11 protein-coding genes, 1 other RNA gene and 1 pseudogene are annotated in these 14,125 nt (G+C 56.6%); 8 read left to right on the top strand and 5 right to left on the bottom strand.

Annotated features, from left to right (window positions below):
• Positions 1–228: 228 nt before the first annotated feature.
• The gene (gene trxA / locus RE6C_RS15410) at positions 229–555 is read left to right on the top strand and encodes a thioredoxin (RefSeq protein WP_007329897.1); all 327 of its coding nucleotides are present in this window, start codon (positions 229–231) and stop codon (positions 553–555) included.
• Positions 556–632: 77 nt separating this feature from the next.
• On the opposite strand, the gene RE6C_RS15405 is transcribed toward trxA, so the two are convergent.
• Positions 633–2,120 (bottom strand): DUF1501 domain-containing protein, encoded by a 1,488-nt coding sequence (locus tag RE6C_RS15405; protein WP_008657928.1) that lies wholly within the window; start codon positions 2,118–2,120, stop codon positions 633–635.
• Positions 2,117–5,335: a PSD1 and planctomycete cytochrome C domain-containing protein gene (locus RE6C_RS15400; protein WP_008657927.1), complete on the bottom strand. Its 3,219-nt coding sequence runs from the start codon at positions 5,333–5,335 to the stop codon at positions 2,117–2,119. The genes RE6C_RS15405 and RE6C_RS15400 overlap by 4 nt, the downstream gene beginning before the upstream one ends.
• A 326-nt stretch (positions 5,336–5,661) precedes the next feature.
• On the opposite strand from RE6C_RS15400, the gene RE6C_RS15395 reads away from it, so the two are divergent.
• The 6 genes and pseudogenes from RE6C_RS15395 (at position 5,662) to RE6C_RS33565 (ending at position 10,254) form a co-directional block, all read left to right on the top strand.
• The gene (locus tag RE6C_RS15395) at positions 5,662–6,180 is read left to right on the top strand and encodes a gamma-glutamylcyclotransferase family protein (RefSeq protein ID WP_008657924.1); all 519 of its coding nucleotides are present in this window, start codon (positions 5,662–5,664) and stop codon (positions 6,178–6,180) included.
• 250 nt (positions 6,181–6,430) lie between these two features.
• The gene (locus RE6C_RS15385) at positions 6,431–8,557 is read left to right on the top strand and encodes a carboxy terminal-processing peptidase (protein WP_008657921.1); all 2,127 of its coding nucleotides are present in this window, start codon (positions 6,431–6,433) and stop codon (positions 8,555–8,557) included.
• A 28-nt stretch (positions 8,558–8,585) separates the two neighbouring features.
• An RNA gene (rnpB, locus tag RE6C_RS29505) (RNase P RNA component class A) lies at positions 8,586–8,991 on the top strand.
• Between the two features lie 23 nt (positions 8,992–9,014).
• Positions 9,015–10,055, top strand: a complete 1,041-nt coding sequence (locus RE6C_RS15380) for a ThiF family adenylyltransferase (protein ID WP_008657920.1) — start codon at positions 9,015–9,017, stop codon at positions 10,053–10,055.
• Between the two features lie 42 nt (positions 10,056–10,097).
• Positions 10,098–10,172, top strand: a pseudogene (locus RE6C_RS33570) (hypothetical protein); the annotation flags it as partial.
• Positions 10,147–10,254 (top strand): hypothetical protein, encoded by a 108-nt coding sequence (locus tag RE6C_RS33565; protein WP_390175921.1) that lies wholly within the window; start codon positions 10,147–10,149, stop codon positions 10,252–10,254. The pseudogene RE6C_RS33570 and the gene RE6C_RS33565, both read left to right, overlap by 26 nt.
• A 151-nt stretch (positions 10,255–10,405) precedes the next feature.
• Here the strand turns inward: RE6C_RS33565 and RE6C_RS15375 are convergent, their stop codons facing one another.
• The 3 genes from RE6C_RS15375 to RE6C_RS15365 are packed head-to-tail and all read right to left on the bottom strand — an operon-like array spanning position 10,406 to position 12,426.
• On the bottom strand, positions 10,406–10,759 hold the full coding sequence (locus RE6C_RS15375; protein ID WP_008657917.1) for a nucleotide pyrophosphohydrolase: 354 nt from the start codon (positions 10,757–10,759) through the stop codon (positions 10,406–10,408).
• Positions 10,756–12,042: a tRNA (N(6)-L-threonylcarbamoyladenosine(37)-C(2))-methylthiotransferase MtaB gene (mtaB, locus tag RE6C_RS15370; RefSeq protein ID WP_008657916.1), complete on the bottom strand. Its 1,287-nt coding sequence runs from the start codon at positions 12,040–12,042 to the stop codon at positions 10,756–10,758. The genes RE6C_RS15375 and mtaB overlap by 4 nt, the downstream gene beginning before the upstream one ends.
• Before the next feature lie 33 nt (positions 12,043–12,075).
• Positions 12,076–12,426: an ATP-dependent Clp protease adaptor ClpS gene (locus RE6C_RS15365; RefSeq protein ID WP_007329331.1), complete on the bottom strand. Its 351-nt coding sequence runs from the start codon at positions 12,424–12,426 to the stop codon at positions 12,076–12,078.
• A 182-nt stretch (positions 12,427–12,608) separates the two neighbouring features.
• Here RE6C_RS15365 and RE6C_RS15360 point away from each other — a divergent pair, with 182 nt between their 5' ends.
• Positions 12,609–14,015, top strand: coding sequence for a dipeptidase (locus RE6C_RS15360; RefSeq protein WP_008657915.1), 1,407 nt, complete (start codon positions 12,609–12,611; stop codon positions 14,013–14,015).
• The last annotated feature ends 110 nt before the right edge of the window (positions 14,016–14,125 follow it).

Here is a 14,125-nt window from a genome sequence, read left to right as displayed (position 1 = left end):
AGGGCCCGCGAAAACCAATTTGGCGAGCCTTCATCAAAAATGGGCATTTCATATTGAGGACGCTCCCTCCCGATACGATGCGTTTCACTTCGTAGATCACGACTGAAATCGCTCCCAGCGGCAGGTTGTCCGAGAGACCCCAAAACCCCCGATAGGCAAATTGACAGTTTGCCAACGGGTTCTAAAATCACCCTTCCAATAACACCGTTACGTTCAAGGACCTTGGCCATGGCCTCAGAAGCAGTCAAAGAATTCAACGACGACAATTTCGATTCCGAAGTCCTCAAAAGCGACAGCCCCGTGCTGGTTGATTTTTGGGCTCCATGGTGTGGTCCTTGCCGTCAAATTGCACCCATGATCGACGAACTCGCTTCGGAAAATCCTGGCGTCAAGATTGGCAAAGTCAACATCGACGATAACCCAGGTGCCGCACAAAAGTTCGGCATCAACAGCATCCCAACTTTGTTGCTGTTCAAGAACGGCGAAATCGCTGACACCTTCGTTGGTGTTCGCCCCAAAGCCGCTTTGCAGGACGCCCTGACTTCGGTCAGCTGAATTCGTCCCGTCGAAAACAACCAACCTCGCGTTTCAAAGAACCGCGAGGTTTTTTCATGCGCCCGCTGGAGGCGTCGTCACGCCAAGATGTCGTGAACGAGCTCGCCGTGCACATCGGTCAGTCGATAATCACGACCTTGGAAACGATAGGTCAGTTGTTTGTGGTCAAACCCAAGCAAGTGCAGAATGGTCGCGTGCAAGTCATGCACGTGCACCGGGTTCTCCGCGACATCGAACCCCAGCTCATCGGTTTGTCCGTAAGCCAAGCCCGACTTCAGCCCACCGCCGGCCATCCACATGCTGAACGAATTGGGATGGTGATCGCGACCGTCGTTGCCTCCTTGAACCATTGGGGTGCGGCCAAACTCACCGCCCCAAATCACCAGCGTTTCATCCAACATGCCTTGTTGCTTCAAGTCCTTCACCAAAGCGGCACAAGCCTGATCGGTGTCGCCACAATTCTGCTTCAAGCCTCCCGTCAAACCACCGTGCTGATCCCATGACTCATGGAACAACTGCACAAAACGGACGCCTCGTTGGACCAAACGTCGCGCCAACAAACAGTTGTTTGCAAATGACATCTTGCCGGGTTCGGCGCCGTACAACTTCAAGATGTGTTCTGGCTCATCGGACAGTGCCATCGCTTCGGGGGCACTCGATTGCATCCGGTATGCCATCTCATAGCCGTTGATGCGAGTGGCGATTTCGGGATCACCGACCACGTCCAAGCGTCGCCGGTTCAGCTCGTTGACGGTCTGCAACGATTGACGTTGTGACCAATCGCTCATGCCGGGCGGGTTGGAAAGATACAGCACCGGATCACCGCTGCTTCGGAACTCGACGCCCGAATGCAACGACGGCAGGAAACCCGAGTTCCAATTTCCAGCTCCAGCACTCGGTCCCTTCTTGCCGCTGTTGAACACAACGTAAGCAGGCAAATCGCGAGACTCGCTGCCGAGCCCATAGGTGGTCCAAGATCCCATGCTCGGCCGACCGAACTGCTGCGAACCGGTGCTCATCATCAACTGCGCGGGAGCATGATTGAACGCGTCGGTCTTCATCGACCGAATCAGACAAATGTCATCGAGCATACCGGCGGTGTGAGGCAACAACTCGCTGATGTGCGTGCCGGCTGACCCCTTCTTTTCAAACTTGAACTTGGGTCCCAGCAATTTGGAATTGGGATTGATGAACGCGGCTCGATAACCATCCAGCAACTCGGGTGGCGGCAAGGTTCCATCCAGCCGCTCCAGCGCTGGTTTGTAGTCGAACATTTCGAACTGGCTGGGTCCGCCGCCCATGAACAACAAAATGACGTTCTTGATTTTCGCGGGGAAATGCGGAGCCTTCGGTGCCATGGGATCCACCGCCGACCGATCCGGGCCTGCCAGTTCCAGGTCTCCGGCTTCGGCCATCAAGCTCGTCAGCGCAATGTGTCCCAACCCGAGTCCGCACTGCTGCAGGAACCATCGTCGACGTAACAAATCCAATCCCATAGCGAATCGAGATGGGTCGGCAGAATTTGGACGGATCGGTTGAGCGTAAGACATGTTGAAAGACTTCATGATTTGGTGATCGTTTCATCCAAGTTCAAAATCGTGCGACTGACGGTCATCCATGCCGCCAACTCGGTCGCCTCGAATCCGGTCAACTGATGGCACAACCCCGCGGGCACCCCCAGCAGTTCCTGCAGGTCCAGGTTGCCATCGGCGATGTGTTCCCGTTGCTCTTGTAGCAACCGAAGCAAGATCTGAACTTCCTCGTCATCAGGCACGCGGCTTGTGCACAATCGAAACGCGAATTGAATTCGTTCCGCATCATCGTCTGGCGATTCGCGAAGAATACGTGCCGCGAAAGCCCTTGCTGCGTCAACGAACTGCGGTTCATTCATCAACACCAAAGACTGAAGCGGCGTGTTGCTCTGTTCGCGACGAACACAAGCCGCATCGCCTTTGGGTGCGTCGAAAACTTGCAGCGGCGGATACGGGATGCTGCGGTACTGATGCACGTACAGACTGCGACGGTACTGGTCGGTACCTGTCGAGGTATTCCAAATCTTGGGACCGTAGCTGGTTGGTGGCTCAAACAGAAATGCTGGTGCCGGCGGATAAACGCTCGGTCCACCCACGGATTCATTCAATAACCCACTGACCGACAGCGCCAAATCACGAACCATCTCGGCTTCGACGCGATGTCGTGGTCCACGGGCGAGCAACTCATTGTCTGGGTCATCTCGCCAAGCATCCGCGGGAGCGATGGATGATTGACGGTAAGTCGCTGACTCAACAATCAAACGATGAATGTGTTTGAGTCGCCAACCGTTTTGCATCAATTCAGTCGCCAGGTAATCCAGCAACTCCGGATGACTCGGAGCGGACGATTGAAAACCAAAATCTTCCGGCGTCGAGACCAAACCACGACCGAAGTATGCCTGCCACATTCGATTGACGATCACTCGCGCGGTGGTCGGTGAGTCATTGGCCACCAACCATTTCGCGAATCGCAGCCGGTCCGGTGCACCATCGTTCGGCATCGCGTGCAAGAAGTCAGGTGCGTCAGGCTGCACTGCATCGGTCGGACTCAAGAAGTCGCCACGTGAGAACACAAACGTTTCGCGAGGCCGCTGGGTGGCCTGCGCGACCAGTTGCGTGGTTGTCTCTGGGAATTGCTGCCAAAGCGATTCGATCTTGGAATCCAAACTCAGCAAATCGTTTTCGATGGCCGAGCGGGTCGTATCATCGCCCGCCGATTCACCCGCTAATTCACCCAACGCGATCGCACGATGCCAAGCGGCCAGTGCCAGCTTCGCCTGTGAGTCCGTCCAGTCATCCGGGTTCATCGCCAAAACGGATTCGGATTCGGTGAGAACCGCTTGGGCCGGCAACTCAGCCGCATCGGTGACGCTAACGCGATAACGACCGATCAAGAAATTTTGGTTGTCGTCGCTGTTCCAACCGCCGTGCTTTTGCACCAAGATGAAAGTGACCTCGGCGTCGTCATCGATCACGACGGGAGTCTCGGGCACAAAGACGATGTGACGAGATTGATTGCTGCGTCCGGGTCCGATATCGGTTGTCCAAGCCGTGGCCTCATCGCCATCGATCGCGTATCCCGGTGGTCCCACCACTCGCTCGTCTTTGTCAGCGTCTCGATTGCGGTACTGTGGTTTCAACCTGCTGCGTTGCGGGTTGGCATCGCTGAAGGCTCGAACGAACTTCACCGATACCGCTGGTTTGCGGTCACCATTTTTTTCTTTTGAAAGCGGAGCGATGTTGAGTTTGAACTCGGTCAAGGCTCCCGTGCCGTCGATGCTGCGTCCGGGTCCACCACGAGGCAATTGCGGATGGGTCAAAGCATCCAATCGCACCGCGGTGATCGTGCCCACGTGCGTGGTCAGCGTGAAGTCATTGCTGGCTTTGGTCGGTGCATAGCTTTCACTGACGATGGAACCATCTTCCAACACATTGAACTTCTGCCCTTCGAATGGAACCGTCGTGGGATGCAGCGTCGTCCACGTAGTATCGCGTCCCGCTCGTGTGCGAGCCCACTGCGCAACCAGACTTCGCCAATCAGCGTGGTCGCGTTGAAACTGTTTTGTCGCAGCGTCAATCGAAGACAACACATGATCACGTTGCTCGGCTTGCTCCGGCGTAAAAACAGTGATGCAAGCTTCGTGAAAATCATTCAGCGCCGCGAACATTTCGTAATATTCGTGGTGGCTGATCGGATCGTATTTGTGCGTGTGGCATTGGGCACACTGAGTGGTGATGCCCAGCACTGATTTGCCGATCGCATCCATCCGGTCAAACATGCCTTCGACGCGAAATTGCTCGGGGTCGGCACCGCCTTCTTCGTTGGTCATTGAGTTTCGCAAAAACCCGGTCGCAACGCGTTGACTCTGTGTTGCACCAGGCAACAAGTCACCCGCGATCTGCTGGATGACGAATTGGTCGTAGGGCATATCGCGGTGCATCGCGTCGATCACCCAGTCGCGATAGAACCAAACGTTCCGCTGCATGTCTTTTTCATAGCCCGCCGAATCGGCGTAGCGTGCCGCGTCGAGCCACCAACGTGCCCAGCGTTCGCCAAAGGAAACGGATTCGAGCATTGCGTCAATTTGCTGCTGCACCATCGCATCTGGATCGTCCGACATTGCGACTTGATCCAACGTTTCGAGCGTGGGTGGCAATCCGGTCAGGTCCAAATACAAACGACGCAGCAACGTCGCCCGGTCTGCGGGCGGGTTGGGAGAACGACCTTCCGCTTCCAAACGCGCCAACACAAATCGATCGATGTCGTTGCGACACCACTGCGAATTGGAAACGTTGGGAATCTCTGGGACTCGTGGCGGGACGTAGGCCCAGTGTTCTTCATAGGCGGCACCTTGATCGACCCAACGCTCGATCGCGATGCGTTCGGCCTCAGTGATCGATTTACCGGTGCTGGGCGGTGGCATCACCAAACCGGGATCGTCGCTGGTGATCCGAGCCAGCAATTCGCTGGCGTCGGCATCGCCTGGGACGATCACGCCACCATCGACCGCTTCGGATCGAACATCCAAACGCAAACCAGCCTCTCGGGTCGATTCATCCGGTCCGTGACACAGAAAGCATTTGTCCGATAGCACGCTGCGGATGTCTTGATTGAACGAGACTTCCTCTGCGGAAGTCACGTGGTCGGCGGCCGCCAATATCCAGACCATCCCCGCCAACAAGACTGGCAAGAAAGTTCGAGGGCAACAGCTTCGAAGAGAAAACGATTCGGTAGCCATTGGTTTCATTCAATTTGTTCGGCGAGACCAATCAAGATCCGCTCGCTGAGATCTCACCTAACCAATCGCAAACAAGCAAACAGGCGAAGATTCTGCGGCAAACGAAGTCTCATCGGCGACCAAGTCGCCATCGCAGGTGGAAGGGGAGGGTGCTTGGACAGCATTGGAAGGGGATCGCCCATTGTATCAGCGATGAATCTGCCATGCCAAAATGAACTGATTGCTTTTCAAAGGCCTCGTTCCAGGGACAATACAGAACCTGGGACAATTCACCGAGTTCATCCCCGACGCCATTCCACATCGCCATACTCTTCGCAGATAGAAGTTCGAACTGAATGAATCCGAATTCCTATGCCGGCATGATCCCGGAGAATCCCGACGACGTGGCCGTTTACTTTGTCTACGGGACGCTGTGCCAAGGCCAATGCCGCCAACATTGTTGGCCGGCCACCCCGCTGGGAGTTCACCCGGCTTGGGTTCAGGGCACCTTGTTCGGCCGCGAAGATTACCCCGCCCTGCGACCGGGAAATCAGCGGGTCGGCGGCGAATGTTGGTTCTTTGCCAAGCGAGACGCTGAGCGAGTGACCGGAGTTTTGGATGAGATTGAGGTCACCAATCAACCGGGACCCCCGAACTTGTACGACCGAATTGAATTGCAAGCCAATCTGGTCTCACCGTCCCATCTCCAACCAGCCAACCTGCCCGCTTTCCCGCAAACGTGGACGGCATCCGCCTATCACTACGCGACCGATCCGCTGCTCGATGGATTTGAGCGTTTGACCGAACAGGAGACTGTTTTGGGGAAATTTTCCGTTTGGCCCGCGGAAAAATGGCGATCGACGTCAGTCCTGTGAACCGCGACCGGGGTTGAACCGAAGTATCAAGGTGGAATCAACCATACCCAACCAGCGTCCGGCGGTCGTTTGGCACGCCGCAAGCGGATCCTGCCCCTCTGGGGACATTGGGAAATCAAGGTTGCCGTTTTTTCGCCACACTCCTAACATCGAACTGGACGGACGCGCGCAGTCTGCCTGAATGCCCTATTTTGGTAGGCACGCATTCCTCCTAACTCTGTCGGTTTTTCCTTTCACCCGATCGTGATCTATGTCGTTTCGTCAAATCCTTCCCGTCGCGTTGCTCGCGGTGGGGTGCATTGGTTCCACACTGATTCAACTTCCCGCCACCGCGCAGGAACGAACCGTCGAACGAGCTGCACCGGAACAAGCTGCTCCGCCCCAGCCCTCGCCTCAGGACAAAGTGATCGCGAAGCTGATCGCCCAACTGATGCCCAGCAATCACGTTTCGGGCAAAGACCTTAACGACGAGATCAGTCGCCGAGCTTTGGATTTGTTTCTCGAATCCTTCGACCCGATGAAGCTGTACTTCCTTCAGAGCGATGTCGACGAATTCAATCGCTACTCCGAAGTGGTCGATGACCAAGTTCGCTTGGGCGACCTCAGCTTGGCCTACTACATCTATGGACGATTCACTCAGCGTGTCGATGAACGTGTTGCCGTGGTGATGGAATTGCTCGATGGCGAGTTCGATTTCACCCGTGACGAACAAATCATCATCGATCGCGATGCCACTCAATTTGCTCGCGACGCAGACGAAGCTCGCGACCGCTGGCGTCGTCAGATCAAACTCGCGTTGCTCGACCTGCGAAACGAAAAATCGGACGACTCAGACTCTGACGAACCTGAGATGTCCAAGGACGAAATCATGGCTGACGCCAAGGACCAACTGCGTCGCCGATACGCCCGTTACGCTCGCCGTTGGAAACAAACCAGCTCCGATGATTTGCTGGAACTGTTCCTGTCGTCGGTGACCAACGGCTACGACCCTCACTCGACTTACATGTCGCCAGCAACGCTGGAAGATTTCGCGATCAGTATGCGTCTGAATTTGGACGGCATCGGTGCTTCCTTGGGTGAAAAAGATGGCACGACGGTTGTTCGTCAGGTCATTCCTGGTGGAGCGGCTGATTCACACGGCAAACTGAAACCCGATGACGTGATCGTCGCCGTCGGCCAAGACGCCGAAGGCCCCATGGTCGACATCGTGGAAATGCCTCTGAAGGAAGTCGTCAAACTCATTCGCGGCCGTGCTGGCAGCGTTGTTCGCTTGGCCGTTCGTCCTGGCGGAACCGGCAACGAAGAGATCTTCAAAATTGTCCGTGCTCGCATCGAACTCGAAGACTCCGCCGCTCGCGGTGAAGTCATCGACCACGAGATGCCAGGACAAGGCAAAGTTAAATTGGGCTACATCAATCTGCCCAGCTTCTACATGGACATGGAAGCCGCTCGTCGAAACGAAGTGGACTATCGCAGCAGCACACGCGACGTCGAACGAATCCTGCGAGACTTCAAAGAACAAAACGTTGGCGGCGTGGTCCTCGACCTGACTCGCAACGGCGGCGGCAGTTTGACCGAAGCGATCAGCCTAACCGGATTGTTCATCGATCGTGGCCCCGTTGTCCAAGTCAAGAACTCGGACGGATCGGTGCAGCAATACTCGGACGATCAAAGCGGCACCGTCTGGGACGGCCCCTTGGTTGTCGTGACCAGCAAACTGAGTGCGAGTGCCAGCGAGATCTTCGCCGGTGCAATCAAAGACTATCACCGCGGCATCGTGGTCGGTGACCCAGCCACCCACGGCAAGGGAACCGTTCAAACGCTGATGGACATCGGACAAAGCCTGTTCCGCAATAACAACGCGAACTACGGTGCACTGAAGGTCACGTTGCAACAGTTCTATCTGCCCGATGGCGAGAGCACTCAGCTGAAAGGGGTCGAAGCTGACTTGGTGCTTCCAAGCATGACCAGCAAGCTTCCCGTTGCCGAAGGTGACCTCGAATACGCATTGGAATTCGACAAGGTGCCGTTGGCCAAGCACAGCTTGTACGCCATGACGCCGGACAGCCTGCTCAACTCACTTCGCATCAATTCCGCCAACCGAGTCCAGCAGGACAAGGAATTCAGCGAACTGATGCGTCGCATCGAGTTGTACGTTCGCGAAAAGGATCAGAAGAGCATTTCGCTGAACGAAGAGGAATTCCTGCGTCGTCGAGCCGAACGCAAGGCCCAAACGGAAGCCGAAGAAGAGGAACTCGATGAAGTCCTCAACAACGATGAGATCTTCCGTGACACGTATTACAACAAAGAGGTCATGAACGTGGCCCACGAATACGTGACTGGACTGCGTTCGCAGAACTTGGCTGTTGCAAAATAGCCCGCATGCTATCCTGGTCGTTGCAAGACGAGTGGGCGGGGTGACCGCTGGCACGGTTCGCGGTTCCCGCGTTTCCGGCTGGAGGAAAGTCCGGGCTCCGAAGGGCAGGATGGTCGATAACGTCGACCGGTCGTGAGGCCAGGGAAAGTGCAGCAGAGAGCAGACCGCCGAACGATGGCACCGCTTGCGGTGTCATGCGTGGTGAGGGTGAAACGGTGCGGTAAGAGCGCACCAGCGATCAAGGTGACTTGATCGGCTCGGTAAACCCCATCCGGAGCTAGACCAAACAGGGTGCATCATCGAGGCGGCCCGCCTCGTTATCGACACCCGGGTAGGTCGCAGTGGAGGCGACGAGCAATCGTCGTGCACAGATAAATGGTCACCGTCGATGCCTCGCATCGGCACAGAACCCGGCTTACAAGCCCACTCGTTTTGCTTTCTTGGTGCTTGATTTTCAATGGCGATCTCCGACCCGAACGATCGTTACGTCCGCCAAGCACAATTCGCCTCGATCGGTGAATCGGGCCAGGCACAAATCCAATCCGCACATGTCGCAATTCTGGGTTGCGGTGCGCTCGGCTCCGTCGCATCGGAATTGCTGGTCCGAGCCGGTGTCGGTCGAATCCGCCTGATCGATCGTGACCTGATCGAATGGAGCAACCTGCAACGCCAAAGTCTCTACGTTGAATCCGACGCGGAGCAAGCCCTCGCCAAAGCCGAAGCCGCGGCAGGTCATCTTCGCCGCATCAACTCCAGCGTTGTGATCGAAGAAGTCGTCGCCGACATCCACCCGGCCAACATCGCCGAACACCTTCGCGACGTCGACTTGGTCATCGACGCAGCCGACAACTTTACCCTGCGTTTGCTGCTCAACGATTGGTCGCTTTCGACTGGCACGCCTTGGGTGCACGGAGGCTGCGTGGGTGCCAATGGACAAGTCCGTTTCTTCAATGGCGTGTCACCGTGCTTCCGTTGCCTTGTCCCCGACGTTCCTGACCCCGGCGAGGTGGAAACTTGCGACACAGCAGGAGTGATCGGCCCGGCGACTCACTTGATCGCCAGCCTGCAATCGTCCGAAGCTCTAAAATTTCTCTCCGGCAATTCATCCGCCATCAACCCGCGAGTGCTATCGATCGATCTGTGGCGAAATCAAATCCGAGAGATCGCCATCGACGAAAACCTGTCGAACCAATGCCCGGCTTGCTCGGGTGGACAACTAGAATTTCTTGATGCCGCCGAAGTCGGCGTCTCACAAGCGGAAACACTTTGCGGTCGAAACGCGGTGCAAATCCCCGGCGGAAGTCGCCGCATTGACTTGACCAAGATTGCCGAACGATGGAACGACGTTGCACCAGTCCAAGCGACTCGTTTCTTCACGCGTCTGCAGTTGCCGGATAACCAAACGCTGACCCTGTTCCGTGACGGCCGAGCAGTGATCAGCGGCGTCCGAGACATCCCGCATGCACGCTCCATTTACGACCGCTACGTCGGTTCGTAAACCAATCGGCAATCCAACCGCAGCCGATTTCGCCAACATCCAATTCACAACGCTCGTAGGCCATGTCCCACATGGCACCCACGCCGATGCTTTGGAACAAAGCGAGCCGTCAACAAAACGCTTTCGCGAGACCAACGTTCACCGGCCAAGAACCATCGCCAGGTACAACCTGGCCTACGGTAGCCATGTCAATTCGTAGCCGGATTCGCCAAGAATTCGGTTCACAACGCTCGTAGGCCATGTTCCACACGGCGCCCACGCCGATGCTTTGGAACAAAGCGAGCCGTCATCGAATGCTTTCGCGAGACCAACGTGCACCGGCCAAGAACCATCGCCAGGTGCAACCTGGCCTACGCGTCGTCCGGAACCGGATATTTGATCGCATTGCGAATCATCTTGGCTCGCAACGTCGTCGACAAATCGATGTCCAACTTGTTCGCGATCGCGAGCAGATACGCCAAGCAATCCGCGACCTCTTCCCCGACATCGTGAAGCTTTTGCTCGTCGTCCTTCACGCGAGCAGATTCTTCCGGCGTCAGCCACTGGAAATGCTCCATCAGCTCAGCGGTTTCGATCGCCAGCGACATCACCAAATTCTTGGGCTGGTGGAACTCGTGCCAATTCCGTTCATCAACGAACTGATGCACGATCGCTTTCAATTCATCGACGGTGGCAACGTCGTCTTTGCGAGGCGATGAGGTCACGCCAATTCCAATCGATCGTCTTGAACGCGGACCACGCGTGCTTTGATCAAATCGTTTTCGCGAAGGGAATCCGCTTCGCCCACGTTTTCAGGACGCTCGATCGATCCCAAAGCGTAACGACAGGTGGTTCCCTGCAAACGCCCGTCAGGTGTCACCTCTTCCACCAACAATTCCAAATTGGAACCGACCAACGTTTTGTAGTACTGTTGCCGTAGCGCAGCTTCGACCTCACCCAACCGATCGACTCGTTCGGAGATCAACCCTTTGTCGAGTTGGTCGTCACGTTCGGCAGCGGGTGTGCCTCGACGAGCAGAATACGGGAACGCGTGGATCTTTGAAAAACCAGCTTCGCGGCAGGTCCGCAACGTCTGCTCGAATTCCTCTTCGGTCTCACCGGGGAAACCCGCGATGATGTCAGTCGTGATCGCTGGTCGGTCCAATGATTCGCGAAGCAGACGGCAGCGATCGAGAAACATCTTCGTGCCCCAGCGTCGACGCATACGACGCAGAACCGAATCGCTTCCTGATTGCAAACACAGGTGCAGGTGCGGGACGACCTTCTCAGGGAACTCGGCCATCACGCCAATCAGTTCCCGAGTGACTTCGGTCGCCTCGATGCTGCTCATTCGAATTCGGAATTGGCCGGGGATCTGACACAGATCTTTGACCAAATGAGCCAACCGCACCCATTCCTCACGCGGTTTGTTTCGGTTCCAGTCGACACCGTAGTGGCCCAGGTGAATGCCAGTCAGGATGACTTCGCGGTGTCCGGCATCGACCAAACGAGTCACCTCGTCGACGATCTCTTGGCTGGGACGGGAATGCAGCTTGGGACGCACCATCGGGATGATGCAGTAACTGCAACGGAGCAAACATCCGTCCTGGACTTTCACATAGGCCCGTTTGCGGCCAGCGAATCCGGACAATCCGGTGGGCACATCGATGACGCCGAAGCGGCCCATCAAATCGCCGAGTTCTCGCTTGTCGGTCAGAACTTCAACGACGCCCGGCAACGCACTGACTTCTTCGGGCGCCCGGGTGGCGTAACAGCCCATGACGACGATCCGGGCATCAGGGTTTTCGCGATTCAGACGTCGGACGACTTGCCGACTTTTCGCGTCACCGGTCTCGGTGACCGTGCACGTGTTGACGATGCACAGGTCAGCCGATTCACCATCGTGGGCGTCTTCGTACCCGATTGTTTGCAGGCCCTGCCGAACCAGTTCGGTTTCGTACTGGTTGACTTTGCAGCCCAGCGTGCGGGTTCGAAGTTTCGCCGTCATCAGAAAAGAATGCTCGTTCAGCCTCGGGCCCGCTTAGCCGCGAGCAGGTTCAATGGTGGCGGACATGCTGCCTTTGCAACGATCCAAACGTTCGTCTTTGCCGAACGCGTGAATTTGGTCGCGTTTTAGTTCCGCCAATTCCAACGTGGTGGTCATGCAAATCGCGCGGCCGCTTTTGTCGACCTCTTTCGCGACCTGATAGCCTTTTTCGATGGGCATGCGGAACAAACGCTTCATCATCGAAATCACGTAGTCATAGCTGTGGTCGGTGTCGTCCCACAAAATGACGTGGTAGGGCGGTTGTCGTTTCGGTTTACGATCGCTGCGTTGTTCTTCTTCCGTGACCACATCGGGCTCGGCAACGGCGGCGGAATGATCGGACATGCTTCCAACAACTCCTGGTGAAATTTGGGGCAACAGCGGCGTCTCATCCTGCCGCTTGGTGGTCCTGTTTTGGTTTGTGAAATGCTATTGTAAAGACGTCCAGATGGACCTGTTAGTCCTCAAATACGGATTTTTCCGCATTCGACGGCACGCTGCTCGATTCTCTTTCGCAATGCAATTTGATGTCCCAATCCGAACAATCTTCCTCCTCCGCCTCCCAATTGCCCGCCGAAGTTCAGTCGCGTTTGGACGACGGAAAACAGCGTCACGAAGCCGAATTGATCGAGTGGCTGAAAATCCCAAGCATCAGCAGCGATTCCTCCCGCCGCGATGACGTTCACCAGGCGGCCAATTGGTTGCTCGAGAAAATGAATGCGGCCGGCCTACAAACCGAGTCCATTTCCACCAACGGATTCCCACTGCTGGTCGCCTCGACCCCGCCTGTCCCCGGTGCCCCCGTGGCCCTGGTCTATGGACACTACGACGTCCAGCCGCCCGAGCCACTCGATCTGTGGACCAGCCCGCCGTTCGAACCCGTTGTCCGCGACGGCAAAGTGTTCGCCCGTGGCGCGACGGACGACAAAGGCCAAGTCCTGACGCACATCCACAGCGTTTGCGACTGGCTCGCCAGCGGCCAACCATTGCCGCTGCAAATCAAATTCCTGATCGAAGGCGAAGAGGAAGTCGGCAGCCAAAACCTGGACGATTGGTTGCCCGAGCTCGCCGAAAAACTGGCCTGCGACGTCGTCGTGGTCAGCGACAGCAGCCAGTACGCACCAGGCCGCCCCGCGGTCACTTGCGGCCTTCGAGGCATTGCGACGTACGAATTGTTCGTCGACGGACCGAGTCACGACCTGCACAGCGGCAGCTTCGGCGGCGCGGTCGCCAATCCCGCCATGGCTCTGTGCCAGTTGCTGGCCAGCATGAAAGACGCGGACGGAAAAATCGCGATCGATGGGTTGTACGACGATGTCGCTCCGATTCCCGACATTGAACGCGAAGCCTGGAAACAACTCGGTGCTGACGACGAGGAATTCGCGAGCAGCGTCGGTGCTTCCAAACTGCACGGCGAAGCGGGCTACACCACCGATGAACGACGCTGGGCTCGCCCGTCACTCGACATCAACGGTTTGACCTCGGGACATCAAGGCGAAGGCGTCAAAACGGTTCTACCAGCCAAAGCGTCCGCGAAGTTCAGCTTCCGACTGGTGCCCAACCAAGACCCAAAACGTCTCACCGGACTGATCGAATCTCACCTCGAGCGTCATTGCCCGCCGGGTATCCGCTGGACTTTGAAACCTGATCACGGTGCCGGCGCAATGCTGGCTGATGCAAACAGCCGCTACGCCAAAGCAGCCAGCGTCGCGATTGAGCAAGCCTTTGGAACACCGCCCGTGATGATTCGGGAAGGCGGCTCGATTCCAATCCTGGCACGATTCCAAGAAGTCCTGGATTGCGATTGCTTGCTTCTTGGTTGGGGCCAGAACGACGACGCCGCTCACAGCCCCAACGAAAAGTTCTCGCTGGAAGATTTCCACCGCGGCATCCAAGCGTCCGCCTCGCTCTGGCAAGCCATCGCATCGGCTTGAGCCGCGCCGCTAGAGCTTTCGCTTCGATCAACTAGTCGCCTCTCCCCCGACACAGTCGGAGGTTGTGCAGTTTGTTGATGCAGATATTTATGCTGCTTTCGCGCACTGCA

It is taken from the genome of Rhodopirellula europaea 6C, from assembly GCF_000338295.1.
In the GTDB taxonomy this organism is placed as follows: domain Bacteria; phylum Planctomycetota; class Planctomycetia; order Pirellulales; family Pirellulaceae; genus Rhodopirellula; species Rhodopirellula europaea.
The sequence above is the reverse complement of the archived record's forward strand: the minus strand, read 5'-3'. Positions and strand labels throughout refer to the sequence as shown.

Bases quoted from the DNA above. Each gene is read 5' to 3' on its own strand.
- RE6C_RS15380 (WP_008657920.1), top strand. From the start codon at position 9,015: ATGGCGATCTCCGACCCGAACGATCGTTACGTCCGCCAAGCACAATTC.
- RE6C_RS15365 (WP_007329331.1), bottom strand. From the start codon at position 12,426: ATGTCCGATCATTCCGCCGCCGTTGCCGAGCCCGATGTGGTCACGGAA.
- RE6C_RS15360 (WP_008657915.1), top strand. From the start codon at position 12,609: ATGTCCCAATCCGAACAATCTTCCTCCTCCGCCTCCCAATTGCCCGCC.
- RE6C_RS15400 (WP_008657927.1), bottom strand. From the start codon at position 5,335: ATGAAACCAATGGCTACCGAATCGTTTTCTCTTCGAAGCTGTTGCCCT.
- RE6C_RS15395 (WP_008657924.1), top strand. From the start codon at position 5,662: ATGAATCCGAATTCCTATGCCGGCATGATCCCGGAGAATCCCGACGAC.
- mtaB (WP_008657916.1), bottom strand. From the start codon at position 12,042: ATGACGGCGAAACTTCGAACCCGCACGCTGGGCTGCAAAGTCAACCAG.
- RE6C_RS15385 (WP_008657921.1), top strand. From the start codon at position 6,431: ATGTCGTTTCGTCAAATCCTTCCCGTCGCGTTGCTCGCGGTGGGGTGC.
- RE6C_RS15405 (WP_008657928.1), bottom strand. From the start codon at position 2,120: ATGAAGTCTTTCAACATGTCTTACGCTCAACCGATCCGTCCAAATTCT.
- trxA (WP_007329897.1), top strand. From the start codon at position 229: ATGGCCTCAGAAGCAGTCAAAGAATTCAACGACGACAATTTCGATTCC.